This is a genomic window from Xanthobacter sp., assembly GCF_041911315.1.
In the GTDB taxonomy this organism is placed as follows: Bacteria; Pseudomonadota; Alphaproteobacteria; order Rhizobiales; family Xanthobacteraceae; genus Xanthobacter; species Xanthobacter aminoxidans.
On the sequence record NZ_JAYRPE010000041.1, the window covers coordinates 133,904 to 159,412 of the forward strand.

At 67.5% G+C, this 25,509-nt stretch carries 26 protein-coding genes; 9 read left to right on the top strand and 17 right to left on the bottom strand.

From position 1 onward, the window contains the following. Positions 1–5 precede the first annotated feature (5 nt). Positions 6–1,064 (bottom strand): aminotransferase class III-fold pyridoxal phosphate-dependent enzyme, encoded by a 1,059-nt coding sequence (locus ACE3QW_RS13330; protein ID WP_374251826.1) that lies wholly within the window; start codon positions 1,062–1,064, stop codon positions 6–8. Between the two features lie 42 nt (positions 1,065–1,106). Next, positions 1,107–1,487, bottom strand: a complete 381-nt coding sequence (locus ACE3QW_RS13335) for a 4a-hydroxytetrahydrobiopterin dehydratase (RefSeq protein ID WP_374251827.1) — start codon at positions 1,485–1,487, stop codon at positions 1,107–1,109. Between the two features lie 148 nt (positions 1,488–1,635). Between ACE3QW_RS13335 and ACE3QW_RS13340 the strand changes: the two genes are divergently transcribed. Further along, positions 1,636–2,142 carry a sterol desaturase family protein gene (locus ACE3QW_RS13340; protein WP_024278859.1) on the top strand — a complete coding sequence of 169 codons (507 nt, stop codon included), beginning with the start codon at positions 1,636–1,638 and terminating at the stop codon, positions 2,140–2,142. Positions 2,143–2,214: 72 nt separating this feature from the next. On the opposite strand, the gene clpA is transcribed toward ACE3QW_RS13340, so the two are convergent. The 3 genes from clpA to ACE3QW_RS13355 form a co-directional block, all read right to left on the bottom strand. Further along, positions 2,215–4,665, bottom strand: coding sequence for an ATP-dependent Clp protease ATP-binding subunit ClpA (clpA, locus tag ACE3QW_RS13345; RefSeq protein ID WP_250165760.1), 2,451 nt, complete (start codon positions 4,663–4,665; stop codon positions 2,215–2,217). Between the two features lie 246 nt (positions 4,666–4,911). Continuing rightward, complete coding sequence (gene clpS / locus ACE3QW_RS13350) at positions 4,912–5,265, bottom strand: ATP-dependent Clp protease adapter ClpS (protein ID WP_029558675.1); 354 nt, start codon at positions 5,263–5,265, stop codon at positions 4,912–4,914. A gap of 470 nt (positions 5,266–5,735) precedes the next feature. Then, complete coding sequence (locus tag ACE3QW_RS13355) at positions 5,736–6,068, bottom strand: phasin family protein (RefSeq protein WP_024278856.1); 333 nt, start codon at positions 6,066–6,068, stop codon at positions 5,736–5,738. 294 nt (positions 6,069–6,362) lie between these two features. On the opposite strand from ACE3QW_RS13355, the gene ACE3QW_RS13360 reads away from it, so the two are divergent. After that, a complete protein-coding gene (locus ACE3QW_RS13360; protein WP_374251828.1) occupies positions 6,363–8,399 on the top strand; it encodes a serine hydrolase in 2,037 nt (678 codons plus the stop codon). A 15-nt stretch (positions 8,400–8,414) separates the two neighbouring features. On the opposite strand, the gene ACE3QW_RS13365 is transcribed toward ACE3QW_RS13360, so the two are convergent. Together ACE3QW_RS13365 and ACE3QW_RS13370 are read right to left on the bottom strand one after the other, a co-directional pair. Beyond that, positions 8,415–9,104, bottom strand: a complete 690-nt coding sequence (locus ACE3QW_RS13365; RefSeq protein ID WP_284145351.1) for a DnaJ domain-containing protein — start codon at positions 9,102–9,104, stop codon at positions 8,415–8,417. A gap of 104 nt (positions 9,105–9,208) precedes the next feature. Next, positions 9,209–9,943, bottom strand: coding sequence for a hypothetical protein (locus ACE3QW_RS13370; protein WP_051679269.1), 735 nt, complete (start codon positions 9,941–9,943; stop codon positions 9,209–9,211). A gap of 153 nt (positions 9,944–10,096) precedes the next feature. Here ACE3QW_RS13370 and panC point away from each other — a divergent pair, with 153 nt between their 5' ends. After that, positions 10,097–10,942, top strand: coding sequence for a pantoate--beta-alanine ligase (gene panC / locus ACE3QW_RS13375; RefSeq protein ID WP_374251829.1), 846 nt, complete (start codon positions 10,097–10,099; stop codon positions 10,940–10,942). A gap of 17 nt (positions 10,943–10,959) precedes the next feature. On the opposite strand, the gene ACE3QW_RS13380 is transcribed toward panC, so the two are convergent. Together ACE3QW_RS13380 and metC are read right to left on the bottom strand one after the other, a co-directional pair. Then, positions 10,960–11,154, bottom strand: coding sequence for a hypothetical protein (locus ACE3QW_RS13380; protein WP_029558680.1), 195 nt, complete (start codon positions 11,152–11,154; stop codon positions 10,960–10,962). A gap of 82 nt (positions 11,155–11,236) precedes the next feature. Then, positions 11,237–12,451 carry a cystathionine beta-lyase gene (gene metC / locus ACE3QW_RS13385; protein ID WP_374251830.1) on the bottom strand — a complete coding sequence of 405 codons (1,215 nt, stop codon included), beginning with the start codon at positions 12,449–12,451 and terminating at the stop codon, positions 11,237–11,239. Between the two features lie 178 nt (positions 12,452–12,629). Here metC and ACE3QW_RS13390 point away from each other — a divergent pair, with 178 nt between their 5' ends. The 4 genes from ACE3QW_RS13390 to ACE3QW_RS13405 all read left to right on the top strand — a co-directional run bounded on the left by ACE3QW_RS13390 (position 12,630) and on the right by ACE3QW_RS13405 (position 17,265). Further along, positions 12,630–13,640 carry an amino acid ABC transporter substrate-binding protein gene (locus ACE3QW_RS13390; protein ID WP_024278849.1) on the top strand — a complete coding sequence of 337 codons (1,011 nt, stop codon included), beginning with the start codon at positions 12,630–12,632 and terminating at the stop codon, positions 13,638–13,640. A 127-nt stretch (positions 13,641–13,767) separates the two neighbouring features. After that, on the top strand, positions 13,768–15,063 hold the full coding sequence (locus tag ACE3QW_RS13395) for an amino acid ABC transporter permease (RefSeq protein ID WP_374251831.1): 1,296 nt from the start codon (positions 13,768–13,770) through the stop codon (positions 15,061–15,063). A 1-nt stretch (position 15,064) separates the two neighbouring features. Further along, positions 15,065–16,474 (top strand): amino acid ABC transporter permease, encoded by a 1,410-nt coding sequence (locus ACE3QW_RS13400; RefSeq protein WP_029558683.1) that lies wholly within the window; start codon positions 15,065–15,067, stop codon positions 16,472–16,474. Between the two features lie 74 nt (positions 16,475–16,548). Continuing rightward, positions 16,549–17,265 carry an amino acid ABC transporter ATP-binding protein gene (locus ACE3QW_RS13405; RefSeq protein ID WP_155982441.1) on the top strand — a complete coding sequence of 239 codons (717 nt, stop codon included), beginning with the start codon at positions 16,549–16,551 and terminating at the stop codon, positions 17,263–17,265. Positions 17,266–17,371: 106 nt separating this feature from the next. Here the strand turns inward: ACE3QW_RS13405 and ACE3QW_RS13410 are convergent, their stop codons facing one another. The 6 genes from ACE3QW_RS13410 to ACE3QW_RS13435 all read right to left on the bottom strand — a co-directional run bounded on the left by ACE3QW_RS13410 (position 17,372) and on the right by ACE3QW_RS13435 (position 22,029). Continuing rightward, a complete protein-coding gene (locus ACE3QW_RS13410; RefSeq protein ID WP_029558685.1) occupies positions 17,372–17,701 on the bottom strand; it encodes a lipid-A-disaccharide synthase N-terminal domain-containing protein in 330 nt (109 codons plus the stop codon). Next, the gene (locus tag ACE3QW_RS13415) at positions 17,701–18,447 is read right to left on the bottom strand and encodes a glycosyltransferase (protein WP_374251832.1); all 747 of its coding nucleotides are present in this window, start codon (positions 18,445–18,447) and stop codon (positions 17,701–17,703) included. Before ACE3QW_RS13415 ends, ACE3QW_RS13410 begins: the two co-directional genes overlap by 1 nt. Next, on the bottom strand, positions 18,444–19,406 hold the full coding sequence (locus ACE3QW_RS13420) for a phosphatase PAP2 family protein (protein ID WP_374251833.1): 963 nt from the start codon (positions 19,404–19,406) through the stop codon (positions 18,444–18,446). Before ACE3QW_RS13420 ends, ACE3QW_RS13415 begins: the two co-directional genes overlap by 4 nt. After that, positions 19,403–21,136 (bottom strand): ArnT family glycosyltransferase, encoded by a 1,734-nt coding sequence (locus tag ACE3QW_RS13425; protein WP_374251834.1) that lies wholly within the window; start codon positions 21,134–21,136, stop codon positions 19,403–19,405. The genes ACE3QW_RS13420 and ACE3QW_RS13425 overlap by 4 nt, the downstream gene beginning before the upstream one ends. A gap of 194 nt (positions 21,137–21,330) precedes the next feature. Continuing rightward, positions 21,331–21,555, bottom strand: a complete 225-nt coding sequence (hemP, locus tag ACE3QW_RS13430) for a hemin uptake protein HemP (RefSeq protein WP_024278841.1) — start codon at positions 21,553–21,555, stop codon at positions 21,331–21,333. 237 nt (positions 21,556–21,792) lie between these two features. Next, positions 21,793–22,029 carry an Lrp/AsnC ligand binding domain-containing protein gene (locus ACE3QW_RS13435; RefSeq protein ID WP_024278840.1) on the bottom strand — a complete coding sequence of 79 codons (237 nt, stop codon included), beginning with the start codon at positions 22,027–22,029 and terminating at the stop codon, positions 21,793–21,795. Positions 22,030–22,153: 124 nt separating this feature from the next. Here ACE3QW_RS13435 and thiD point away from each other — a divergent pair, with 124 nt between their 5' ends. Both thiD and ACE3QW_RS13445 read left to right on the top strand, forming a co-directional pair. Further along, the gene (gene thiD, locus ACE3QW_RS13440; protein WP_374251835.1) at positions 22,154–22,966 is read left to right on the top strand and encodes a bifunctional hydroxymethylpyrimidine kinase/phosphomethylpyrimidine kinase; all 813 of its coding nucleotides are present in this window, start codon (positions 22,154–22,156) and stop codon (positions 22,964–22,966) included. 105 nt (positions 22,967–23,071) lie between these two features. Next, entirely contained in the window at positions 23,072–23,686 is a 615-nt protein-coding gene (locus ACE3QW_RS13445; RefSeq protein WP_250165749.1) for a helix-turn-helix domain-containing protein, read from the top strand. Between the two features lie 33 nt (positions 23,687–23,719). Here the strand turns inward: ACE3QW_RS13445 and ACE3QW_RS13450 are convergent, their stop codons facing one another. Both ACE3QW_RS13450 and ACE3QW_RS13455 read right to left on the bottom strand, forming a co-directional pair. Then, a complete protein-coding gene (locus ACE3QW_RS13450; protein ID WP_029558690.1) occupies positions 23,720–24,877 on the bottom strand; it encodes a hypothetical protein in 1,158 nt (385 codons plus the stop codon). 104 nt (positions 24,878–24,981) lie between these two features. Further along, positions 24,982–25,416 carry a DUF1489 family protein gene (locus tag ACE3QW_RS13455; protein WP_374251840.1) on the bottom strand — a complete coding sequence of 145 codons (435 nt, stop codon included), beginning with the start codon at positions 25,414–25,416 and terminating at the stop codon, positions 24,982–24,984. Positions 25,417–25,509: the final 93 nt, after the last annotated feature.

The following is a 25,509-nucleotide window of genomic DNA, read 5'->3' on the forward strand; positions in this document are numbered from 1 at the left end:
GCAGGTCAGGCGGTCGAAGTTGCTGCCACCACCGCATCCAGAATATCGCCCGCCGCTGCAATCTCCGCCTCGGTCACGGTCAGCGGCGGCAGCATGGCGAGCACATTGCCGAGCGGCCGGGCGAGAAGCCCCTGGGCGGCTAACGCCTCCGCCAGAGGCGCGGCCGGCCCGGCGCAGACCAGCCCCTGAACGAGGCCGGTGCCCGTGGTGTCGGTGAAAAGGTCGGGCCGGCGCCAGCGCAGGGTGGCGAGACGGTCCTCCAGCTTCCAGCCTATCTCCTGCACCCGCGTCTCGAAGCCGGGCGCAAAAGCGGTCGCGAGGACCGGCAGCAGGCCGGCGGCTGCATCCTCACCCAGCAGCAGCAGGCCGGAGGGCAGGCTGCGGGCCAGACGGGCGCTGAGCACCAGTGCCGAAGCCCCCTCCCCCTCCTCGGCCTTGCCCGGCAGCCCATCGATGACCATCACATCCGGGGCCACGCCGCGCCATTCGTGGGCGAAGGCCATGCCGGTACGTCCGAGGCCGGCGTCGGTCTCGTCGAACATCAGCACGACGCCATACTCATCCGCCGCCTGCCGTGCCGCCGCGAGGAGGAAGCCCGGCAGAAAGCGCAGGCCGACATCTATGGCGGCAGGCGCGAGCAGCAGCGCCGCCACATTCGGCCCCATGGCGGCCTCGATGGCCGCTTCGTCTTCCGGGATGCGCCGCGCACCCGCATCCTGCGCGAGCGCCGGGGGAAGCCGCGGGTCGTCGGAGACAACGACGATCTCCCGCCGCTTTGGCCGTCCCGCCGTGCGGTGGTGGGCGCGGATGGCCTCGACCGCCGCGCGCCACGCTGTCGCGCGATCGGCAAAGAAGCGGGCGACGTCGCCGAAGGAATGGTCTGTCAGGAGGGCGGCGCATCTGGCGGAGGCGGAAGCACCTTCCCCTTCGCCCATCTCTCCTTCGATGATCCGCGCGGGATCGAAGCGGACGGCGCCCGAGAAATCGAGCACCGGCGCCGCAACGGCGGCTGCGTCGTCGGGCGGCGCTTCAATGCCGTCAGCATCTGGGGCGATTGCGGACACGCTCTCCTCCATCCCCGGGATGAAGCAAGGAGCGCGCCGGGATCAGTCGTACTTGATGTAGGAAAAGCGCAGATCGTGCTGCGGCGTGCCCTCAAGCGGCGCATCCTCGCCGGCACCGGGCTGCCACTGCACCACCTCCTCGATCTTCTTCGCGAGGGCGAGATCGCGCACGGTGATGCCCTTGGCGTCGTGGGACTGGAGCCGCACCTCCACCCATGCGTAGGAGGCGGTGAGGTCGGGATGGTGCCACGCCGCCTCCGCCAGATGGCCGACGGTGTTGATGACCATCAGCGTGCCCTTCCAGCTGTTGGTCTTGTAGGTGCGTTTGATCCAGCCGTCCTCGTAGCGCCAGTCGGGCAGCTCGGCGGCCAGGTGGGCCGCCACCTCTTCCGGCGTGAAGGTCTTCTTGCGATCGACGGTCATGGTCGGCTCCGCGGCAGGGCCCGGGCGCGCGCAGTTGATCTTGCCAGTTGATCTTGCACAGTGCGCCACGCGCCGGGTGATGCTGTATAAGGACGAGGCCCGCGGCAGCCCCGGGGATATCCCGTTCTGCCGCAGCGGATGGAGAACCATGTCGAACGCGCTCGCCTTCCTCGTCAACACGTCGATCGTGCTCCTCACCGTCGCCGCCATGGAAGGCGTGGCGTGGGCGGCGCATAAATATGTGATGCACGGCTGGGGCTGGGGCTGGCACAAGTCGCACCACGAGCCGCGCGAAGGCGTGTTCGAGCGCAACGACCTCTACGCCGTCGTGTTCGCCGGCATCGCCATCCTGCTCATCTACTTCTACCGCAATGGCGGCCCGCTGCTGTGGGTGGGCGTGGGGATGACCGTCTACGGCTTCCTGTATTTCTTCGTCCACGACGGCATCACGCACCAGCGCTGGCCGTTCCGCTACGTGCCGCGCAACGGCTATCTCAAGCGGCTCGTTCAGGCGCACCGGCTGCATCATGCGGTGGAGGGCAAGGAGGGCTGCGTCTCCTTCGGCTTCATCTACGCGCCGCCGCCGGCCGCGCTGAAGGCCAAGCTGAAGAAGCTGCACGGCGGCAGCCTCAAGAACGGCGAGGCGGCGGAATAGCCGCGCAATTCCTGATCCTGAAACGAAAAGAGGCGGCACGGGAGCCGCCTCTTTCTTTTGATCGCAGTGCCGTCAAGCCTTGACCAGCGGCAGCTTGGGCACCGGGCTGCCGGAGCGTCCCGGACCACCGGCCGGCCCGCCCTTCGGGCCCTTGCCCTTGGGGGTGGGCTTGGCCTTCGACTTGGCCGCCGGCTTGCGGCGCTTGGCGGGGGCCGGGACGATCTTCTCCGGCTTGGGGGTGACGGGGCCTTCGGGGAATTCGAAGCCGAGCTTCGACTCCCTGCCTTCGCCCTCCACCACCACGCGCACGTGGCCGCCATTCTTGAGCGCGCCGAACAGCACGAGGTCCGCCAGCGGGGTCTTGATGAACTCCTGGATGACGCGGGCCATGGGCCGCGCCCCCATCTGCTCGTCGTAGCCGCGCTCCACCAGCCACGCGCCCGCCTCGTCGGAGAGCTCGATGGTGACGTTGCGGTCGGCGAGCTGGGCCTCCAGCTGGAGCACGAACTTCTCCACCACCTGGGTGATGACCTCGGGCGGCAGGTGGCCGAACGGGATCACCGCGTCGAGGCGGTTGCGGAACTCCGGCGCGAAGGTCCGGTTGATGGCCTCCGAATCGTCGCCCTCGCGCTTGCTGCGGGTGAAGCCGTAGGCGGCCTTGGCCAGATCCGCCGCACCCGCATTCGTGGTCATGATCAGAATCACGTTGCGGAAGTCGATCTGCTTGCCGTTGTGGTCGGTCAGCTTCCCGTGGTCCATCACCTGCAGGAGGATGTTGAAGAGGTCCGGATGGGCCTTCTCGATCTCGTCCAGCAGCAGCACGCAGTGCGGGTTCTGGTCCACGCCGTCCGTCAGCAGCCCGCCCTGGTCGAAGCCCACATAGCCGGGAGGCGCGCCGATGAGGCGGCTCACGGTGTGGCGCTCCATATACTCCGACATGTCGAAGCGCAGGAGCTGCACGCCCAGGATGGAAGCGAGCTGCTTGGCCACTTCCGTCTTGCCGACGCCGGTGGGGCCGGAGAACAGGTAGCAGCCGATGGGCTTCTCCGGCTCGCGCAGGCCGGCACGGGCCAGCTTGATGGAGGCGGAGAGCGCCTCGATGGCCTTGTTTTGCCCATAGACCACCCTTTTCAGGGTCGTCTGCAGGTTGGCCAGCACCTCGGCATCGTCCTTGGAGACGGTCTTGGGCGGAATCCGCGCCATGGTGGCGATGGTCGCCTCGATCTCCTTCAGGCCGATGGTCTTCTTGCGCTTGGCCTCGGGCAGCAGCATCTGGGCCGCACCCGACTCGTCGATCACGTCGATCGCCTTGTCCGGCAGCTTGCGGTCGTGGATGTAGCGGGCCGACAGCTCCACCGCCGCCTTGATGGCGTCGTTGGTGTAGCGCAGCTTGTGGTAGTCCTCGAAGTAAGGCTTCAGCCCCTTCAGGATCTCGATGGCGTCCGGCACGGTGGGCTCGGCCACGTCGATCTTCTGGAAGCGGCGGACGAGGGCGCGGTCCTTCTCGAAATACTGGCGGTATTCCTTGTAGGTGGTCGAGCCCATGCAGCGGAGCGAGCCCGAGGCGAGCGCCGGCTTCAGGAGGTTGGACGCATCCATGGCGCCGCCCGAGGTCGCACCGGCACCGATGACCGTGTGGATCTCGTCGATGAACATGATCGCGTTGGGATAGGCCTCGATCTCCTTCACCACCTGCTTGAGACGCTCCTCGAAGTCGCCGCGATAGCGGGTGCCGGCGAGCAGCGCGCCCATGTCGAGGGCGAAGACGGTGGCGGTGGCCAGCACCTCCGGCACCTCGCCGTCGTTGATGCGCTTGGCGAGACCCTCGGCGATGGCGGTCTTGCCGACGCCCGGATCGCCCACGAAAAGCGGATTGTTCTTCTGCCGGCGGCAGAGCACCTGGATGGTGCGGGTGATCTCGCTGTCGCGGCCGATGAGGGGATCGATCTTGCCCTCATGCGCCTTCTTGTTGAGGTTGATGCAGTAGGCGTCGAGCGCGTCGGCCTTCTTCTGCTTGTCGTCGCCAGACTTGGTCTCGGTCTCCTCCTCGGCGCCGCGTACGGGGCGGCTCTCGGACATGCCGGAGCGCTTGGCGATGCCGTGGGAGATGTAGTTGACCGCGTCGTACCGCGTCATGTCCTGCTCCTGCAGGAAATAGGCGGCATGGCTCTCGCGCTCGGCGAAGATCGCGACGAGCACGTTGGCGCCCGTCACCTCCTCGCGGCCCGAGGACTGGACATGGATGACCGCGCGCTGGATAACGCGCTGGAAACCGGCCGTGGGCTTTGAATCGTCGGAGCCGGACTGGACGAGATTTTCCAGCTCGGTATCGACATATTCGATGAGGTTGCGACGGAGCTTCTCCATGTCGACGTTGCAGGCGCGCATGACGGCGGCCGCATCCTGATCATCGACGAGCGAGAGAAGCAGGTGCTCGAGAGTCGCGTATTCGTGGTGGCGTTCGTTCGCGAGGGCCAGAGCGCGATGGAGCGACTGTTCGAGGCTGCGTGAGAATGTAGGCATCGACACCTCTTTCGCGCGTCGCACCGGACTTTCGGAATCTTCCCCCAGATCCGGAGCACGTGCACCATTCACACAAACTTCGTACTGGATGCCGCAGTGCGCAAGTCCCTCGGCGAAAGGAAAGCGCGCGGGCCCGCCGCCGAATTCCGCTTGACGACGGCACAACGCCCCGCCGGCCCGAACTTCCGCCCGGGTCGGGGCACGATCACTTTTTCTGCGGGAAGTCTGAACGCCGCCTGCTGCGGCTCACTTCTTTTCCATCACGCACTGAAGCGGATGCTGATGCTTGCGGGCAAAATCCATCACCTGAGTCACCTTGGTCTCGGCGACCTCGTAGGTGAAAACGCCGCATTCGCCGACGCCGTGGTGATGGACGTGGAGCATGATGCGGTTCGCCTCGTCCCGGTTCTTGCTGAAGAACCGCTCGAGCACGTGCACCACGAATTCCATGGGCGTGTAGTCGTCGTTGAGCAGCAGCACGCGATAAAGGCTCGGCCGCTTGGTCTGGGGCTTGGTGCGGGTGATGACGGCCGTGCCCGGTCCGTCGCCCTTGCGCGGCGGCTCGCCCGCCATGGCGCGCGGCAGCGTGCGCGCGGGCATCACGCGGGCCGAATGGGCGCCAGCCGGATGAGACGGATGGAAAACGTGCTTCATGATCCTCGCGCCCTGTCGCGATCCCCGGCGGCAAGCCGGAGCCTCGGCGCAGCCCCTGACGGCTGGCAATCATAGAAAAATCGATGCGTCCGCGCCAGTACCGCAGTGCGCAAGGAGGACACCAAGCGCATGCGACCGCATGGACGTTCGGTCGGCTTCTATGTCGGGAGCAATGCTGACGAGCGCAAGGTCAGGTGCGCATATCCCGCGTGCGGCGCATTGATGCGCGGTCAGGGAGCGGGCGCGACCGGATCGTCACAGATGGGGGCGCCGGGGCGCGACGCGATACGAGCCCCCGGCGCGGAACCGGGAGGCCATCCCTGACGGGGCGACCTCGCGGGATCATCCAGCCCCCGGCACGCAGTGCTGCGCGCCGGACGGGGCGAGCCTCAGGCCGCAAGCCCGAGGAATTTGCCTCAGCGGCCGAACTTGCCGAAGGAGGTCTCGAAGGGCTTGTAGCTCTCCTTCGCCAGCTCCGTGTAGAGCTCGCCGAGCTTGGTCGCCTGGGCGACGGCGCCCTCGTAGGCGGTCTTGAGGTACGACTGCTGGATCTCGATGGCCTGCTCGAGGGTCTTGGCACCGAGCAGCTTCTCGAGGGCAGCGGTGCCCTGCTCGAAGGAAGCCTTGGTGTAATCGGCGATTTCCACCGCGATCGCCTGCGCGCTCTTGGAAAGCGTGCCGAAGCTCTTCATCGCGGCTTCGACATTGTCCTTGCTGAGCTTCTGGAGCTCTTCAGCGCCCTGAACCATTGGATGTCCCCTTTCGCGCCAGCAAACGCGCCGGCCTAGCGTCGAGTGGATTATGCCTCCGCTCAGTTGTGGATATTATGCACTGCACAACGAAAGTCAAGCGATATGGTGCACCGCACAATATGGCAGAGGCGCCCGGTTTACGCCTTGGTAACTCCGCGTTTTTAGGGTCAGGCACTGGTCGCTTCCCTGGACCTCCGGTGCGACGCACAAGCCTCTCACAAGGCTTCCCTGTCACATCGGTCTTCCGGAAAAGGGGCGGCGTCTGCGACCAGCGACACGGGACAAAAGTACATGCGTTACGCTCGCGGCGGTCTGCCACATTGCTCGAAAGCCCTTGCCCTTGCGGTGCTTGCGGCCTTCTCCCTGACGGCAACGGTGGCCGACGCGAAGCCGCGCAAGAAGACGCAGGTGGAGCGCAGCGCGAAGTCGTCCTCCAAGTCCGCGTCGAGGTCCGCATCCAAGTCGAAGCCGTCCTCCAATACCAAGACCGCTGCCGCTGCGGACCCGGACGGTGGTCGCTGGCGCTACGGCTCCGCCGCCATCATCGTGGACGGGAATACCGGCAAGGTGCTGTACGAGGAAAATCCGGACGCCCTGCGACATCCTGCCTCAGTCACCAAAATCATGACGCTTTACCTCCTGTTCGAGCAGCTGGAGGCCGGAAATCTTCGCCTCGACAGCAAGTTGGAGGTATCCGCGAAGGCGGCGTCGCAGCAGCCCTCCAAGCTCGGCATGAAGCCCGGCCAGACCATTGAAGTGGAAGACGCCATCAAGGCGATTGTCACCCGCTCGGCCAACGATGTGGCGGTGGTGATCGCGGAAAATCTCGCTGGGTCCGAGTCCGCCTTCGCCGAAGCGATGACCGAGAAGGCCCACGCCCTCGGCATGAGCCGCACGGTCTATCGCAATGCCTCCGGCCTGCCGAACGTGAACCAGGTGACGACAGCCCGCGACCTGTCCATCCTCGGCCGCGCCATCCAGGAGCGCTTTCCCAAGCAATACAAGTACTTCGCCACCCGCACCTTCTATTATCGCGGTCAGGCCATCGGCAATCACAACCGCCTGCTCGGCCGGATCGACGGCGTGGACGGCATCAAGACCGGCTACACCAATGCCTCGGGCTACAATCTCGTCACCTCGGTGAAGCGGGACGGTCGGTATCTGGTCGGCGTCGTGCTCGGCGGCTCCAGCGGCGGTTCGCGCGATGCGCGGATGACCAGCCTCATCAGCCAGAACCTGCCCACCGCCTATGCCGGCGGCCGCATCGCGCCGAAGATCACCGAAGTGGCGGACAACGCCTTCTCCATCAGCAGGCCCGGCACCTTCAACGCGCCCATGCCCATCGTCGCCGCCCGCGACGACGTCCAGCCCCATGCGGTTGCGCCGTTGCCGAAGCCGGCCGTGGTCGAGGCCAACGCCGAGCCGACCACCACCGCTTCCATCCCCGCCAAGCCCGCCACGCGCACGGCCAATCAGACCGTCGCCGCCGCAGCGCCTTCGGCCCCCCTGCCCCAGGTGAAGCCCGGCTCGGCCGAGCCCATCAAGCCGGTGGCCGTGAAGACCGTCGCCATCCAGAAGCCCATCGCCGCCAACGTGGCTGCGGCGCCGGCCGCCGCCCCCGCCCCGGTCCAGGTGGCCTCCAACACCCAGTTCACCTCCGCTCCCTCGGGCGTCCTCGGCTATCTCGGCCCCTCCCGCCTTGCCCAGTCGCCGGCCGCCGCCGCCGCGACCGCCGCGGCCGAGGGCCGGGCCCACGCCAAGCCGCAGCAGGTCGCCGCGCGTACCGATGTGCCCGCTCCGGCCGCCCCGCCGTCCGGCAAGGACAATTCCCGGCTCGGCGCGCACGATGCCGCTGCCGAGCAGGCCATGCGCGCCGCGCGCATCGCCGCCATGGAGCCGGATGATCCCTATGCCCGCGCCCTGCGCGCCGCCCGTGAAGGCGTGGTGGACAACCGCGCCAACCCGCAGGCGGTCCAGCAGGCGGCAAAGCCGGTGCGCACGGCCTCCCTCGCCCCGGTGGCCGAGCCCCAGCCCGCGCCTGCCGCTGCCCCCTCCCAGCGCAGCCACGTGCCGGCTTCCGCCAAGACCGGCTGGAGCATCCAGATCGGCGCGTTCGATGCCGAGCGTGCGGCCCGCACCAAGCTCGATGCCGCACGCACGCGGGTGAAGTCGGCGCTGGCCGGCGCGGACCCCTACACCGAGAAGGTGACCAAGGGTTCGACCGAACTCTACCGCGCCCGCTTTGCCGGGTTCGATGAGAAGTCGGCCAAGGAAGCTTGTCGTTTACTCAAGCGTAACGATTTCGACTGCATGCCTATCAGGAATTGAAGTTCTGACAGAGAATCAGCGATGCTTGCGCAAGATCACGTCCTTCGCTCGGTTGATCCTCGCCGCGAGATAATCGGAGCCCCCATGATCGGGGTGGAGCTTCTTCATGAGGGAGCGGTGCGCCGCGCGGACAGCTTCCGCGCTCGCGCCCGGCTGAAGGCCAAGGATCTGATAGGCCTCCTCCTCGGGCATCGCAGCGTCCAGGCCACCGCCTCCGCCCATATCCCCCGCACCCGCGTTTCCCTGTGCGTTCTCACGCCAGGCGGGCGCCCGGCGGTCGAGATAAGCTTCGAGTAAGGCGAGCGACTGCGCATCGCACTGCGGGCGCAGCGCCACCAGGGAGGGGATGTCCAGCTCCTCCAGACGCCGCCCGGCATGGACCCCGGCAAGCACCGTTCCCCGCATGTCCCCGGTGGAATGGTCCAGTTCCATCTCGATCATCGCGGTGCGCACGCCCGAGGTTTTGGGTGCGCTCCGCCGTTTGAACAGCCCGCCGAGATAACCGCCGATCCCCTGCGGATCGAGCCGCCCGAGCAGGGCGATGCCCACCGCCCCGAGCGGAATCGCGATGCCGATCCGCCCTGTCACCAGAGCGCCTGCGGCCCCGAGAAGCGCGGCATAGGCCAGCGTCCGCATCATGGCGGCGATGAGGGCCTTCGGATCGGCTTTGGTCCAGACCGAAAGGCCATAGAGGCCGATCAGCAACAGCAACGCACCGGCGACAAGGCTAATCACGCGGAACTCCGGATCGGGTCGCCGCGCCCCTGCGCCGGCGGGATGGTTTCGAAAGACGGGCGAAACGCCACCGGTCAGCGGCCCATGGCGGCGATGAGGCGCCGGGCGCCGTCGTCGCGACGGGACGTCAACGCCATCTGGCCGCCGGCCGCATAGGCAGCGACCGCCGCGAGCAATTGGCGAAGCTCGCCGGGGGCCGAGGGGTCGAACCGGCACCACGCGCCACCTGTGACCTGCGCAAGGCCGCGGAAGACGTCTTCCACCCGCGCATCGTGGCCTTCCTGGAACATGAACAGCTTCACGCCGCGCAGGGCGAGCTGCCCCGCGGCCTCCTTCAGCACCGCCGGGTCTTCCTCCACCGCGTCGCCGACGAAGACCGCGGCGCGCAGCCCCGAGCGCTCGGCCTCCTTGCCGAGATGGCCCAGGATGCGGTTGATCTGGGTGAGGCCGCCCATGCAGGAGATGCGCCGCATCAGCCCGCCCAGCGTCGCGGCATCGCGCACGAAGGGGGAGGCGCGGCACTCGTCCTGCCCGCGGTAGTAGACGATCTGCATGTCGAGCCCGCCATGGGCGGCGGCAGAGGCGAACATGTCCGCCTGGATGTCGCACGCGAGCGTCCAAGTGGGCTGGCGCGAACCGGTGGCATCGAGCGCGAAGGACAGCCGACCGCGGCCATCCGCAGGTCGGGCCGGCGGCATGCTGCGGGCCGCGGCCAGGAACGCCTCCACCTCGGCCGAACCGGAAACCGGAACCGATCCGGCGGCTTTGGTTTCCGCCAGTTTCCCCTTGCTGTCGTCGCGCGTGGCCATGCGTTCCTCTCTGTTCCCACACATAAGCCGCATCGAACGACGTACCAAGGCCCTCGCCCGACCGGCCGGACGGCGGCAATGGCTTGAAGCGGACCGGCCCAGGGCCTATCTGCACCCCCCAGCGGCCGGGCGCCGTATCGAGGGGATGGGACGATGGCAACTTTGCCGAGGGTTGTGGGCCGGGTGCGCGAACTGAGGTCGGCGGTGGCCGGCTTCCGGGCCGAGGGCTCCAAGGTGGCGCTGGTGCCGACCATGGGCGCGCTGCATGTGGGCCACATGGCGCTCGCCGAGAAGGCGCGGGAACGCGCCGGCCGCACAGTCGTGTCGATCTTCGTCAATCCGGCCCAGTTCGCCCCGAACGAGGATTTCGACAAATATCCCCGCGCGCTGGAGGCGGACCTCACCAAGCTCGCCGAAGTCGGCGTCGATCTCGTCTATGCGCCCACATCGACCGAGATGTATCCGGCGGGCTTTGCCACCCGCATCAGCGTGGGCGGCCCCTCCGAAGGGCTGGAGACGGATTTCCGCCCGCACTTCTTCGGCGGCGTGGCGACCGTGGTGGGCAAGCTCTTCATCCAGTGCGCGCCCGACTTCGCCATGTTCGGTGAGAAGGACTACCAGCAGCTCAAGGTGGTGACGCGGCTTTCGAGGGATCTCGATCTCGGCGTCGAGGTAGTGCCGGTGCCGACCATCCGCGAGGAGGATGGCCTCGCCCTCTCCTCCCGTAACGCCTATCTCGACGAGGAGCAGCGCAAGGTCGCCCCGGTGATCTATGCCGCGCTCACCCGCGCCGCCGAGCAGATTCGCGCGGGCGCGGAGCCGCAGGCGGCGGTGGATACCGCCTCCGGCATGATCTCCGCGCTCGGCCTCAAGGTGGACTATGTGGCGGCCCGCAACGCCGAGACCCTGGCGCCGCTCAAGGATGCCAAGGAGCCCATCCGCCTGCTCGCCGCTGCCTGGCTTGGCCAGACCCGCCTGATCGACAACATTGCCGTGTGAGGACCATGGGCGGCGGTCTACACCGCGCCCATGTAGCTCGCCGCAAAGCCGATCACCACCAGCGCGAGGCCGACGGACAGGACCATGAGCATGCGTCCGGATGTGACGCCCTGCCTGGCCTTGGCAGCCGTCTTCACCGGCGCCCCATCCACCGTGCGGCCATCGGTGCGGTGGAACTCCACGTCCTCGCGGGCTTCCTTCGGATCTTGCATGGCGTTCTCCTGACGGTGTTGTGTTCCGTTAGGAGAACGCTCCCCGGCGCCATGGGTTTCCCCGTGGCGCCGGCGAAGGCTTCTAGCCTGCGGCCACCTCGCGCATCCGGGCGAAGGCCTGGTCGAGGTCGGCCTTGAGATCGGCGGTATCCTCGAGCCCGATGTGCACGCGCACCGCCGGCCCTTCCACCCCCCACCGCGTCGCGGTGCGGTAGTCCTTGCAGTCGAAGGGGATGGCGAGGCTCTCGTAGCCACCCCAGGAATAGCCCATCCCGAACAGCGTCAGCGCATCGAAGAAGGCCGCGACCGCCTTCTCGGGCACCGGCTTCAGGATGAGGCTGAACAGGCCGCTGGCGCCGCAGAAGTCCCGCTTCCAGATGGCATGGCCGGGATCGGACGGCAGCGCGGGATGCAGCACGCGCGAGACTTCCGGCCGCGCGGCGAGCCACTCGGCCATCTCCAGCCCCGCCTTCTGGTGGTGGGCGAGCCGCACCGCCAGTGTGCGCAGGCCGCGCGCGGCGAGCGCGATGTCGTCGGGACCGACCGTCATGCCCAGCGCGCTGTAGGTGGAGCGCACCTTGCCGAGGGCGGAGCCGATGGCGGAGATGGTGCCGATGCTCACATCCGCGTGGCCGCAGATATATTTGGTGCCGGACTGGATGGAGATATCCACGCCGAAGGCATGGGGCTTGAAGAAGACCGGCGTCGCCCAGGTGTTGTCGATAAGGGTGGTGATTCCGCGCGCCTTCGCCACCGCGACGATGGCCGGCACATCCTGCATCTCGAAGCTCTGGGAGCCGGGCGCCTCCAGGAAGATGGCCTTCGTGTTCGGCCGGATCAGCGCCGCGATGCCCGCGCCGATCAGGGGATCGTAATAGGTGGTCTCGACGCCGAGGCGGGCGAAGAGCCCGTCGCAGAAGTTGCGGGTGGGCCGGTAGACGCTGTCCACCACGAGCACGTGATCGCCGCTGCCGGCGACCGCGAGCAGCGCCGTCGTCACCGCCGACAGGCCGGACGGGGTGAGCACCACGCCGTCACCGCCTTCCAGCGCGGTGAGCGCCACCTGAAGGCTCTCGCTGGTGGGATTGCCGTGGCGGCCGTAGGTGTAGCGCGCGCGATGGTGAATGAGGTCGTCGTAATTCGGGTAGAGCACGGTGGAGCCGCGCACCACCGGGGTGTTCACGAAGCCGTCGAAGCGGCGGGGATCGCGGCCGGCATGGACGATCTTGGTGGCCGTGCCCCGCCCCTCGCCTGACGCTCCGTCTGCCCCGTGGTCATCCCTGCTTGCGTCCGACATGCGCATCTCCTGTGGTCACGGCAGCTTGCGACCGGCCGGCCGCTATTGACCGCTCCGCTGTGAGGGGTTGTGATGGGCGGGATAGACGGCCTTGATCCGTCCGTCGAGCCATCTCGTGCCGGATCGCGGCGGGAGGCGGCCGCGGCAGGGCTCGTCGTCGCGAAAAAAGGAACCTTCCGTGAAACGCATCCTCCTCGCAGCAGCAGGACTTCTGTCGCTGGCCGGTGCCGTGCAGGCCGCGACCCTCGACGACGTGAAGGCGAGAGGCGCCCTCAACTGCGGCGTGACGCAGGGCCTGCCCGGCTTCTCCAGCCCCAACGACAAGAATGAATGGAGCGGGCTCGACGTGGACTTCTGCCGCGCCATCGCCGCCGGCATCTTCAACGATCCCACCAAGGTGAAGTTCACCCCCCTCTCCGCCAAGGACCGCTTCACGGCGTTGACCTCGGGCGCCATCGACGTGCTGTCGCGCAACACCACCTGGACCATGTCGCGCGACACCACCCTCGGCTTCAACTTCGCCGGCGTGATGTACTACGACGGCCAGGGCTTCCTGATCCGCAAGTCGGTGGGCCTGAAGTCCGCGAAGGAGCTGCAGGAAGCCTCCATCTGCGTGCAGACCGGCACGTCGAACGAGCTGAATGTGGGCGACTACTTCCGCGCCAACAACATGAAGTATCGCGAGGTCATCGCCTTCGCGACCCTCGACGAGACGGTGAAGGCCTATGAATCCGGCCGCTGCGACGTGTTCACCTCGGACAAGTCCCAGCTCGCCGCCGTGCGCCTCAAGCTCACCAACCCGGCCGACCACGTGCTCCTGCCCGAGACCATCTCCAAGGAGCCCCTCGGCCCGCTGGTGCGCCACGGCGACGACCAGTGGTTCGACCTCGTGAAGTGGACCTACTTCGCGCTGCTGAACTCTGAAGAGCTGGGCATCACCCAGAAGAACGTCGACGAGATGGTGAAGTCCGAGAACCCGGACATCAAGCGCCTGCTCGGCACCGACGGCAAGTATGGCGAGGGCATCGGCCTCACCCCCGACTGGGTGGTGCGCATCATCAAGGCGACCGGCAATTACGGCGAGATCTATGACCGCAATGTCGGCCCCGCCACGCCGCTCGGCATCGAGCGCGGCCTCAACAACCTCTGGACCAAGGGTGGCATCCAGTACGGCCCGCCGGTGCGCTGAGCGCATCCGGGACCTGATGGCCCACGCCTTGCTTGAGAACTTGGCTTGAAGACGGGGCGGAGGACGCGGGCATCGTGCCCTCCGCCACCAAGAACACAGGCCAAAGGCCTGAGCTTTCGGGGGTTTCATGTCTGAAGTCAGCCCTGCCGCGCCGCCGCGGCCACGGGGCCGTCGCTGGTCCTGGACGGATCCCAAGCTGCGGTCCCAGGTGATCCAGATCACCGTCGCGGTCATTCTCCTCTGGTTGCTGTGGTCGTTCTATTCAAACGCCCAGTCCAACCTCTCCCGGCTCGGCATCGCCTCAGGCTTCGGCTTCCTCGACAATCGCGCCGGCTTCGCCATCAGCCAGTCGCTGGTCCCCTACAACGAATCCATGTCCTACGGCCGCGCCTTCCTGGTGGGCCTTCTCAACACGTTGCTGGTGGCGTTCCTCGGCATCATCCTCGCAACCCTCATCGGCTTCCTGATGGGTGTGGCCCGGCTGTCGAAGAACGTGGTCATCAAGGCGCTGGCCTCCGCCTATGTGGAGATCACCCGCAACCTGCCGCCGCTGTTCCAGATCATGTTCTGGTATCTCGCCGTGCTGGCCACCCTGCCGGGTCCGCGCCAAAGCTGGGGCTTCGGGCTGCAACCGCTGCTGGGCGCCATCGACTCGGGCCTGTCCTCCATCGGCCTCGGCTTCCTCGGCGGCCCGCTCTCGACCTATGCCGCCACCCTCGCGGCACCCGGCGTGTTCGTGAACAACCGCGGCCTCGTGGTGCCGCGCCCGATCTTCGAGGACGGCTCCATGGCCATCCTCTACGCCCTCATCGCCGCCTTGATCTTAAGCTTCCTGCTCGGCCGCTGGGCAAAGAAGCGGCGGGAGGCGACGGGACGCTTCTTCCCCGTCTTCTGGACCTCGCTCGGCCTCATCATCGTGCTGCCGCTCCTCGCCTCCGCGGCGATGGGCTTCCCGGTCGGCGTCGAGAAGCCGGAGCTGCGCGGCTTCAACTTCGTTGGCGGGCTGCGCGTCATCCCCGAATTCGTGTCGCTGCTGCTGGCGCTGTCCATCTACACCGGCGGCTTCATCGCCGAGATCGTGCGCTCGGGCATCCTCGCCGTGTCCAAGGGCCAGACCGAGGCGGCCCATTCGCTCGGCCTGCGCAACGGGCCGACGCTGCGCCTCGTCATCATCCCGCAGGCCATGCGGGTGATCGTGCCGCCTTTGACCAGCCAGTATCTCAACCTCACCAAGAACTCGTCGCTGGGCGTCGCGGTGGGCTACCCGGACCTGTTCGCCGTGTTCGCCGGCACCACGCTGAACCAGACCGGCCAGGCCATTGAGATCATCGCCATCATCATGGCGGTCTATCTCACCATCTCCATCGTCACCTCGACGATCATGGGCTGGTACAACAAGCGCGTCGCGCTGGTGGAGCGGTGATATGACGGACATCTCCGCCCCCCGCCCGTCCATCACCCCCGCGACGCCCTTCGTCTCGACGGCGTTCCACGAGCCGCAGCCGGCCCCGGTCGCGACCCGCGGCCCCATCCTGTGGGCCCGCCAGCATCTGTTCGGTTCGGTGCCGCAGGTGCTGCTCACCCTGTTCGGCATCTGGCTGCTCTATGTGACGGTGCCGCCGCTCATCAAATTCTTCCTCATCGATGCGGTGTGGACCGGCACGAACCGCGACGCCTGCCTCGCCGAGAAGCTCGGGCGGCCGGTGGGCGCCTGCTGGCCCTTCATCTGGGCTAAGCTCGACCAGCTCATCTACGGCTTCTACCCGGCCAGCGAGCGCTGGCGGGTGAACGTGGTCTACTGGCTCGGCGCCATCCTGCTGCTGCCGCTGCTGATCCAGAGCCTGCCCTACAAGCGGCTCAACGCGATTCTCTTCTTCGGCGTCTATCCGGTGGTGGCCTTCGTGCTGCTCACCGGCGGCAACCTCGATCTCCAGCGCTTCGTCCTCGGCTGGCTCGGCGTCGATTTCTCCACCATCGGCGGCGCGCAGGGCCTGCGGATCGGCTTCTGGATCGATTACGTCCTCTCCACCGTCCTACTGACGGCCATCGCCTACGGCATCTCCCGCTTCCTTGCGGGCCCGGAGGGCGGACGCTCGGCTGCGCAGACGACGCTCAGCGTGCTCGGCGTCCTTGCCGTGGTGCTGCTGGCGGTGGACATCGACACCGGCCTGCCGCAGGTCGAGACACGCCTGTGGGGCGGCCTGCTGGTGACGCTGGTGATCGCCGTCACCGGCATCACCGTGTCCCTGCCCTTCGGCATCCTCCTCGCCCTCGGCCGGCGTTCGCGGCTGCCGCTGGTGAAGTGGCTGTGCATCATCTTCATCGAGTTCTGGCGCGGCGTGCCGCTTATCACGGTGCTGTTCTTCGCCACCTACATGCTGCCGTTGTTCCTGCCCGGCCGCTTCACCATCGACGGACTGCTCCGGGCGCTGGTGGGTGTGGCTTTGTTCGCCTCGGCCTACATGGCGGAGGTGGTGCGCGGCGGCCTGCAGGCCATTCCCAAGGGCCAGTATGAGGGCGCCATGGCGGTGGGCCTCAGGTCGGGGCTGATGATGCGCCTCGTGGTCCTGCCGCAGGCGCTGAAGCTGGTGATCCCCGGCATCGTCAACAACTTCATCGGCTTGTTCAAGGATACGACGCTGGTGCTGATCGTCTCGATCTTCGACCTGCTCGGCTCCATGCGGGCGGCCTTCACCGACCCCAACTGGGCCTCGCCCACCACCCTGTTCACTGGCTTCGGCTTCGCCGGAATCATCTATTTCGTCTTCTGCTTCGGCATGTCCCGGTACTCGATGGCGCTGGAAAAGCGCCTCGACCGGGCGCACCGGCACTGAGAGGGGCAACACACGTGAGCGCAGATCCCATCATCGCCGCCGACGAGGCCACCGCCCCCAAGATCGCCGTCGAGATGACCGGCGTGAACAAATGGTACGGCGACTTCCACGTCCTCAGGGACGTGAACCTGACCGTGGAACGGGGCGAACGCCTCGTCATCTGCGGCCCGTCCGGCTCGGGCAAGTCCACCCTCATCCGCTGCATCAACCGTCTGGAGGAGCACCAGAAGGGCCGCATCGTGGTGGATGGCATCGAGCTGACCGACGACCTCAAGCGCATCGACGAGGTGCGCCGCGAGGTGGGCATGTGCTTCCAGCACTTCAACCTGTTCCCGCACCTCACCATCCTCGAGAACTGCACGCTTGCCCCCATGTGGGTGCGCAAGATGCCGAAGAAGGAGGCCGAGGATCTGGCGATGCACTTCCTCGAGAAGGTGAAGATCCCGCACCAGGCTCACAAATATCCCGGCCAGCTCTCCGGCGGCCAGCAGCAGCGCGTGGCCATCGCACGCGCGCTCTGCATGCGCCCGCGCATCATGCTGTTCGACGAGCCCACCTCCGCCCTTGACCCCGAGATGGTGAAGGAGGTGCTCGACACCATGGTCTCCCTCGCCCAGGACGGCATGACCATGCTGTGCGTCACCCATGAGATGGGCTTTGCCCGTCAGGTGGCGAACCGGGTGATCTTCATGGATGCCGGGCAGATCGTGGAGATGAACGAGCCCAACGCCTTCTTCTCCAACCCGCAGCACGAGCGGACCAAGCTGTTCCTCAGCCAGATCCTGCACTGAGGCAAAGGCACTTTCCGCGCTATGCCGCGGCCCTCCGGCCTCACCGGAGGGCCGGAGCTTGGGTCGGTTGCGATGTTGGCCCTGCTGCGGCTTGGAAGGGCGCGGCCTACGTCACCGCCCGGTTCGCCCGCCGCTCGCGCAGGGCGAACTGCAGGTTGCGGATGTAGATGAAGGTGGAGAGCGCCTGCCCGGCGATGAACACCGGGTCCTTGCGGTAGATGGCATAGACCAGCAGCAGCGAGCCTCCGCCAAGGGAAAAGGTCCAGAACGCAAAGGGGATGACCGAGCGCTGCGCCCGCTCGCTGGCGATCCACTGCACCACGAAGCGCATGGTGAACATGAACTGCGCCACCAGGCCCAGTGCCACCCACCAGTCGAACTGGTCGATGAACACCTCGGTCATGTAGCGACCGATCTGCGACAGGTAATAGACCATCAGCCGCGCTCCACCACTTTCGGCGGGCGGCGACGGCGGACCAGCCAGAACACGCCGAACATGTCGATGATGCCGACCCCCAGGCGGTTCCAGAACCCGTACTTCGATACGCCGTGCCAGCGCTCGCGATCCACCACCTTCACGGTGAGGATCTCATGGCCGTCGCGCCGCACCAGCGCCGCCATGAAGCGATGCTGGCCGTCGAACATGGGCAGGCGCAGCTGCACCTCCCGGCGCACCACCTTGAGGCCGCAGCCGGTATCGCGCGACCCGTCGTTGAGCAGGCTGCGGCGGACCCGGTTGGCGAGACGCGACTGGAAGCGCTTGAAGCCCGTGTCCTTGCGCCCCTGACGCTCGCCCTGCACCATGCCGATGCTTGGTCCGCCCGCGTCCATGACGCGGACCATCTCGGGCAGATAGGCGGGGTCGTTCTGGCCGTCGCCGTCGAGCAGCAGGAGAAGGTCGCCCCTGGCCGCCCACGCGCCGGTTTCGACGCCGGCCGACTTCCCGCAGGCCTTCGCATGCACCACGATGCGCAGATAGGGCCGCGTCTGCTGCGCCAGCCGAAGATTGGCGAGGGTGGCGTCGGTGGAGCCGTCATCCACGAAGATCAGCTCGAACGGTTCGAACGACAGCGCCGCATCGATCTCTTCGATCAGCGGCAGCACGTTGTCCGCCTCGTCCTTGACGGCGATCACCACCGACAGCCGCGGGGCCGCAGGGGTTTCGGAAGAAAGGGAAGTCAAGGTCTCGCCTCTTGGGCTGGAACGGCTGTGCTCATGTCTTGCGGCGGCGGGAGGGATGCTCCAGCCCGCGCGGGATTGACGGGAGCGAGGAGCCGCGCGAGCCGTCGCGCGGACGGCCCCGCCATGGGCACGATCGCCCCGCCCGCGTCAACCGCGAAGACGACGCGGCGGGCAGCGAACAGCTTGACCGTCCACAAGGCGGCGGCGGTCCCCAGCACCGCGCCGGCCACCACGTCGCTCGGATAATGGGAGCTGAGCACGATGCGGGTGGCGGCAATGGGAAAAGCCGCCACGAGGAGGATCGTCCGCGCCCGCGGGAACAATGCGGCGAACGCCACCGCGGCCGCGAAGGTGGTGGTGGCATGGCCCGAAGGGAACGAGGCGAAGCTCGATTTCCAGATCATGACATCAAACGTCATCTCCGGGCTCGGCCCCTTGATGTGCATGGCGGCATGCGGGCGAGCCCGGCCGAGGCTGTGCTTGACGATGGCCACCAGCAGCCCCACCGGCGCAATGGCGAGGAACAGGAAGCCGAGGCGCGCGGCGACGCTGGCGGCGATCCGCCGGGTCATCTCGTCACCCGCGTGGGTGAGCATCAACGCATAGGCGAGGCCGATACCGAGCGGCCACAGCACCACCCCGCTGAAGCCGAGGTCCGTGACACGGTCGCTCATGACGACGAGCCAGGACGGGGCCTTGAGCCTGAGGCCGAGGGTGAGCGGGTCGACCAGCAGCATCAGTGCGGCCACCACGCCGACCGTCAGCGCCGCGAGCGCCAGCGCCTCCCAGCACCCGAGAAAGCCGAGGCGCGAGCGCGGCACGCCGATGCGGCGCCCGCGCAGATAGGCGAGCCCGCGTCCGATGGAGATGAGGAGCAGGCGCACGGCTTCTCCCACCCACCGCAAGCCTGCGGCGAACGAACCGGACGGAGCCGCGCCGGTGCCGGCCTCCGGGCTCACGGGGCGGCCTCATCGGAGCGGAACACCGTGATGGAGGTGGATCGCCCGCCGTTGTAGGTGAAGCCGGAGATGGTCGCGACCGCGTGATACTTCAGGGCGAGCAGGCCCGCGTGCCGCTCGAAGGCGGGGGTAAAGCGCGCGTCCATGAAGGCGAGGGCGCAGCCGCCCTTCTTCAGCAGCGCCGCCGCCTCGTTGGGCAGGACGTAGTTGATCTGCGTCCCCACCAGGAAGACGAGGCTCGGCTCCTGATAGGGGAAGGACGCGACCTTGGCGGCCGGGCAGCCCTGCTGCTTCACCACGGCGGCGAGGCGCTCGGAAATCCACAGCGCCCGCATCTGCGGCAGCATGGTCTGCCAGACGGCGAGATAGAGCACCATGGCGCCGGCCAGGGCAGTGAGGAACGCCCCCTCTATGCCGACCCGCGGGAACGCCCGCGCCGCCCACCACAGAAGCATGACGCCCAGCAGCAGCAGCGGCCACGCAGCGAGGCCGAAGCCGCTGCCGAAATAGAGGTAGGCCCCGCCCAGCCCCAGCGCCACCGCGATGGCAAGCCCCGGCCAGATCCACACCAGCCCGGCCAATCGCGAGCCCGCCTGAACCAGCCCGCCCCGCTCGACGACGAGGGCCGAGAGGATCGCCAGCGCCGGATAGACCGGCAACACATAGTGCGGGAGCTTGGTGACGGCGATCTCGAACACCACCCAGCTCGGCACCAGCCAGCACAGCAGAAAGCGCTCCGCCCGCCCGCGCCGGTGGCGCCAGACATAGGGCGCCGCCAATGCGGCAACCACGATGGACGGCCAGAACGTGCCCCATGCGGCGAGGAAATAAGTGCCCGGCGGCCCCCAGTGGCCTTCCGCGCCTTCGGCCACCTTGCCCATCATGTCGACGCCGACGGCCAGCTGGTAGAAGGCGCCGTTGGTGAGGAGGTAGATGGCGACAAACCACGGCAGCACCAGCAACAGGCACCACAGCAGGCCCGCAAGGGGCTTCAGCGGCCGCAGGAAGGCGCCGGAGCGGTCCGCGATGGCGAGCGCGGCGATGGCGGGGCCGATGAACAGGGGCGCCACCGGCCCCTTCACGAGGATGCCCGCCGCAAGGGCGGTCCAGAAGATGAAGGCGAGGGTCCAGTCGCCCTGACGCGCCTCAGGCGGGCGGACATAGGCCCGCGCCAGCGCCCCGAAGCAGGCGAGGATGGTGAAGAGCAAAACCGCGTCGGTCTTGGCAAGCCGCGCTTCCACCCCCAGCAGCACGCATCCCGCCATCATGAGGGATGCGAACAGCGCGCCGCGGCGGGAGAGGAAGACGAGGGCCGTCCAGTAGGTGAGCAGCACGGCGCCGATGGCGGCGACCAACGACGGCAGGCGATAGAGCCAGATGGAGGTGCGGGCGGACGGCCCGATCACCGCCTCACCGGCTTTCACCGTCGCGGCTTGCAACCAGTAGATGCCGATCGGCTTCTTGTAGCGGACCTGGGTGTGGAAGCGGATGTCGACGTAATTGCCGCTCTCCAGCATCTGCTTGGTCGCCTGGGCGAAGCGCGCCTCGTCGCGATCGACGGGCGGGAGGCTGAAGAAGCCCGGCAGAAACGTGATGAGGGCGACCACCACCAGCAGCAGCACGGCACGGCCATGACGCGCCGACGCCGTGTCGAGGATCCCCACGAGGCGCTGCGGCAGGTCAAGATCGAACGCCCGCCGGTCGTCGGATGCGGGCTGTGAGATGGCCATGCTTCGGTCTGGATCCGCTCGAATTGGGCGCGGACAATAGCAGAAACGCCCGTGCCGAAAAGGACCGGACGGTCGTGCGCGAAAGCCGCCTTCCGCCGGGGCGCCTCCTCATGAAGAGCAAACGCGGCGAAGGAATGGCACCGGCCAAGCTCAAGCGGACTGCGGCGTCAGATGGGATCGAAGCGTGGGCTGCGCTATTTAGTCAGGATCAGCTTGTTCTGCGCCGTGAGCCGCAACTGATACGTGTGCTCGCCGTGGGCGATCGTCACCAGCCGCCCGGCCGCGAACAGGTCCCGGCTGTCGAGCTGCGCGTCCACCATGGGGATGGTCCGGCAGGTTTCATCCGCGGGACGATAGGTCCACTCGCCACCGGCCTTGTCGTTATCGAGATGAGCGCTCCCGTGTTCGTACCTGTTCATTTTGAATCGCTCCAGATCCGGGCGCGGGCCACGACCAATGCTGAGGGTCGCGGCTCACTTTAGAAGCATTCAATACTTGAATACCACCGCCTTATCCTTGAGTAATGCATGCGGCCTCCGCGATCAATCCCCGCGAAGCGCGTGATGTACTGGACGCACGGCTTCGCGCCCGCAGCTTCCGCTGCGTTCGTTCCGGCCGGCCCGAATGATGGCTTGGAAACGGTGCGCGAAGGCGCGTCAGAAGGCCTTGAAGGTGATGATGGTGCGGGTGTCCTGGATACCCGGAATGGTCTGCACCTTCTGGTTCACGTAGTGGCCGATGTCGGTGCCGGGCTCCACATAGAACTTCACCAGCAGGTCGAACTCGCCGGCCGTGGAATAGATCTCGGAGGCGATCTCCGCATTGGCGAGGGCATCAGCCACCTCGTAGGACTTCCCGAGCTGGCATTTGATCTGGACGAAGAAGGGAACCACGGCGTGCTCCGCTGGCGGCGGGATCGGAAGGCCCTCGCGGGCCGCGCCAAGGTGGACAAATCCGCCGGGACTGGCAAGGGTGGCGGCTCGATCATCCCTGCCCCACCGGAGCCTCACCGCGTCCATGAGCCGGCCCATTCCCATCGCCCTCACCATCGCCGGCTCGGATTCGAGCGGCGGCGCCGGCATCCAGGCGGACCTGAAGACCTTTTCCGCGCTGGGCGTCTACGGCGCCAGCGTCATCACCGCGCTCACGGCGCAGAACACGACGGGCGTCAGCGCCATCCACGACGTGCCGGACGATTTCATTGCCGCGCAGATGGATGCGGTGTTCTCGGATCTCGCGGTGAAGGCGGTGAAGATCGGCATGCTGTCGCGCCCGGGCGCCATCCGCACGGTGGCGGAGGGGCTGGCGCGCCACAAGGCGCGGCCGGTGGTGCTCGATCCGGTCATGGTCGCGGCGTCGGGGGCGCGGCTCCTGAGCGATGATTCGCTGAACGACCTGCGCACCATCCTCATTCCCGCCGCCGATCTCATCACGCCGAACCTGCCGGAGGCCGGCGCGCTGCTCGGCCTTGAGGCCGCGCACACGGAAGAGGAGATGCAGCGCCAGGGCGCGGCCCTGCTGGCGCTCGGCGCCCGTGCCGTTCTCATGAAGGGCGGACACGGCGAGGGGCCGGAGAGCGTGGACCTCCTCGTCACGCCAGCCGGCACGCAGCGCTTCACCGCCCCGCGCCATGCCACCCGCAACACCCACGGCACCGGCTGCACCCTGTCGTCCGCCATCGCCGCGGGGCTCGCCTCCGGGCTCGGCCTGCCTGATGCGGTGGAGAAGGCCAAGGCCTACATCACCGGAGCCATCGCCGCCGCCGACCGCCTCGACGTGGGCGCCGGCCACGGCCCGGTGCATCACTTCTTCCAGCTCTGGCGCAACTAGAACGCGGAAAAACGCTCCTTTGCCTTACGTCCCCTTCCCTCCCGCGCGCCCGGACGGTAACGTCCGCTGAAGCGAACGCTCGTTCGGTTGAAAGGATATTGGGGCATGGCCGTCAGGGAACGCGGGGGCAGCTCTCTCGAAACCGGCGCGCAGGTGATTACCGGGCAGCTGGGCAAGACCATCCAGCGCCTGCGCAAGGCCTACAACCTCTCCTTGTCGGACCTTGCCGAGCAGTCCGGCGTGGCGAAGTCCATCATCAGCCAGATCGAGCGCAACGAGACCAATCCGACGCTGGCCACGGTGTGGCGCCTGTCGCAGGCGCTGGACATGTCGGTGGAGCGGGTGCTCGCCTCCTCCGACGATGCGCCTTTCGTGGAGAAGCTCTCCCGCGCCGACACGCCGATCCTGCTCTCCGAGGACGGGCTGGTGCGCCTGTCCATCATCGGCTGGATCAAGACGGTGGAGTGGCTCCAGTATTACGACATGGAGGCCGCGCCCGGCGGGGAGCTCGATTCGGACGGGCACCAGCGCGGGTCCGTGGAATGCCTCACGGTCATATCCGGCACGCTGGAAGTGGACGTCGCGGGCCAGGTGGAGACGGTGAAGGAAGGCGAGACGGTGCGCTATCGCTGCGACCGCCGCCACGTCATCCGCAACCGAAGCGGCGCGCCTGCCCGCGCCTTCATGGTCTGCCTGCTCAAGGCCGCGGTTCTGGAGTGAATGGGGAGGGGCGCCCCTCCCCTTCACGCAAGCTCACTCGTCCGTCAGCGGGCCGAGGATGAGCATCTCCAGCTTCACCCAGTTGGCGAGCTGGGCGTAGGTCAGCTTCTCGGCCTTGAGGTCCCAGGTGACTTCCGAGCGGGTGGGGCCGACGCACTTGTCCCGGCCGTTGTCGCCCTTCACCCTTTTGCAGGCGTCCTCGCTGTCGTTGTAAAAGACGCGGCCGTAGAGACCGGGCTTCGACTGGTCGGCGGACGAGAAGAAGGCGTCGGACTGCGCCTGCGCCGCGCTGGCATCGAAGAAAGACTGGTCGGTGTTCACCGCCTGCTCGTTCCAGCGCAGATTGTACTCGTAATAGCCGGTATAGGGCTTCTTCTTGCCCGCCTTGTCGGTGAAGTTGCCGTTCTCCTCCACATAGCGGATCGAGCCGGACACGCGGTCGGTGAACGACTTGTCGGCGACGGTGTAGGCGAAGGTCACGCCATTGGCGTCGGTCAGCCAGTTGCCAAGCTCGTAGTCGTAGTCGAGGTTGCCGGAGACCCGCACGTCCGGGAGGAAGGAGAAGGGGCCGGCGGCGAGCTGGGTGCGCTCGAAGCGCAGCGGATCGGGGTTCTTCACCTGGATCGACACCACCTTGCCGTCGACCATGCGGGAATAGATCTTGTCCGCCTCCTTCTGCGCCCGGCGGAACTGCTCGGCCACTTCCCACCAGCGCGTCACGTTGCGACCCTGGATGGAGCCGCCGAAGGGCGAGGAGGTCTGGTTGCCCTTCACCACGTCGATGCGCAGCCGGCCGGCATCGGGGATGTAGCGGCCGTTGGCGTCGATCTGCAGGTCGCCGCGCAGGATCGCCACCTCCCGCGCCACCTGGGACGGGTTGGACGGATTGATGACGTCGAACTTCACGGAATAGACGAGGCTCTTGCCCGGCGTGCGCTGAACCGAGCCCTTCAGGATCATCAGGTCGGCGACCGAGAGGTCGCTGATCTCGTAGAGATCGGTGCCGCTGGTGGAGCGCAGGGACCGGGAGTTGTAATCCACCGTCATGGCGCCGGTGAGCTTCGCCTTGTCGGCGGGAATCTCCTTCAGCGCCTGGCTCTGCTGCGCCATCGCGGCGCCCGGCGCCGTCAGGCTGGCCGCGCACAGGCCGGCGGCACAGGCGAATATGGCCGGCGCGAAGCGGATGGTCATGTGGATCTCCCTCGATGGCACCGGGCGCGGGGCACCTGGCGTTTCGGGGCGGACCATGGCGAAGGCTTCCTGAACGGCAGATGACCGAACGTCATCAATTCCGTTCAGAGAAGGCCCAGATCGCGCAGCTCGCGGCTGAGGGCTTCGGGCAGATCGGCGGCGCCGGCGCTGGTGCCGAGATCGCGGGGCGCCTCCCGGTCGGAGAGGTAGCGCCAGCCCTGGAAGGGCCGCGAGGGGCGCGGCTCCACGCGGATGACGGCGGGATCGAGCACGAGGCCGCAGCGGCGTACCCCATCCGGATCGACCACGGTCCGCAACTCAAGCAGGCGCTGGCGTGCCGCCACCTCTCCCTTGATGACCCAGTAGAGCGAGCCGCCGTCGATCAGCTCGTCCTTGCGGCTCGGCACCATGCGGGTGACGTGGATCTGCTCGAACGGGACGCCGGCCCGCCGGGCGGTATCGGCACGGTCGGCGATCCAGCCTTCGAGGTCGGCGATGGAGGTCGCGCCGACGCACAGCTTGATGAGGTGGAGCGCCATCGCGCCCGCGCTATTGGCCGTTCGGGGCGGCGGGTGCGCCCTCGGCGGCGGGTTCCGCTTCGGCCGGCGCCGCAGGCTGGGGCCGCGGACGGG

Excerpts from the sequence above, each read along its gene's own strand:
- ACE3QW_RS13335 (WP_374251827.1), bottom strand. The coding sequence starts at position 1,487 with ATGACCGTCGATCGCAAGAAGACCTTCACGCCGGAAGAGGTGGCGGCC.
- ACE3QW_RS13340 (WP_024278859.1), top strand. The coding sequence starts at position 1,636 with ATGTCGAACGCGCTCGCCTTCCTCGTCAACACGTCGATCGTGCTCCTC.
- clpA (WP_250165760.1), bottom strand. The coding sequence starts at position 4,665 with ATGCCTACATTCTCACGCAGCCTCGAACAGTCGCTCCATCGCGCTCTG.
- clpS (WP_029558675.1), bottom strand. The coding sequence starts at position 5,265 with ATGCCCGCGCGCACGCTGCCGCGCGCCATGGCGGGCGAGCCGCCGCGC.
- ACE3QW_RS13355 (WP_024278856.1), bottom strand. The coding sequence starts at position 6,068 with ATGGTTCAGGGCGCTGAAGAGCTCCAGAAGCTCAGCAAGGACAATGTC.
- ACE3QW_RS13360 (WP_374251828.1), top strand. The coding sequence starts at position 6,363 with ATGCGTTACGCTCGCGGCGGTCTGCCACATTGCTCGAAAGCCCTTGCC.
- ACE3QW_RS13370 (WP_051679269.1), bottom strand. The coding sequence starts at position 9,943 with ATGGCCACGCGCGACGACAGCAAGGGGAAACTGGCGGAAACCAAAGCC.
- panC (WP_374251829.1), top strand. The coding sequence starts at position 10,097 with ATGGCAACTTTGCCGAGGGTTGTGGGCCGGGTGCGCGAACTGAGGTCG.
- ACE3QW_RS13380 (WP_029558680.1), bottom strand. The coding sequence starts at position 11,154 with ATGCAAGATCCGAAGGAAGCCCGCGAGGACGTGGAGTTCCACCGCACC.
- metC (WP_374251830.1), bottom strand. The coding sequence starts at position 12,451 with ATGTCGGACGCAAGCAGGGATGACCACGGGGCAGACGGAGCGTCAGGC.
- ACE3QW_RS13395 (WP_374251831.1), top strand. The coding sequence starts at position 13,768 with ATGTCTGAAGTCAGCCCTGCCGCGCCGCCGCGGCCACGGGGCCGTCGC.
- ACE3QW_RS13400 (WP_029558683.1), top strand. The coding sequence starts at position 15,065 with ATGACGGACATCTCCGCCCCCCGCCCGTCCATCACCCCCGCGACGCCC.
- ACE3QW_RS13405 (WP_155982441.1), top strand. The coding sequence starts at position 16,549 with ATGACCGGCGTGAACAAATGGTACGGCGACTTCCACGTCCTCAGGGAC.
- ACE3QW_RS13410 (WP_029558685.1), bottom strand. The coding sequence starts at position 17,701 with ATGGTCTATTACCTGTCGCAGATCGGTCGCTACATGACCGAGGTGTTC.
- ACE3QW_RS13425 (WP_374251834.1), bottom strand. The coding sequence starts at position 21,136 with ATGGCCATCTCACAGCCCGCATCCGACGACCGGCGGGCGTTCGATCTT.
- hemP (WP_024278841.1), bottom strand. The coding sequence starts at position 21,555 with ATGAACAGGTACGAACACGGGAGCGCTCATCTCGATAACGACAAGGCC.
- thiD (WP_374251835.1), top strand. The coding sequence starts at position 22,154 with ATGAGCCGGCCCATTCCCATCGCCCTCACCATCGCCGGCTCGGATTCG.
- ACE3QW_RS13445 (WP_250165749.1), top strand. The coding sequence starts at position 23,072 with ATGGCCGTCAGGGAACGCGGGGGCAGCTCTCTCGAAACCGGCGCGCAG.
- ACE3QW_RS13450 (WP_029558690.1), bottom strand. The coding sequence starts at position 24,877 with ATGACCATCCGCTTCGCGCCGGCCATATTCGCCTGTGCCGCCGGCCTG.
- ACE3QW_RS13455 (WP_374251840.1), bottom strand. The coding sequence starts at position 25,416 with ATGGCGCTCCACCTCATCAAGCTGTGCGTCGGCGCGACCTCCATCGCC.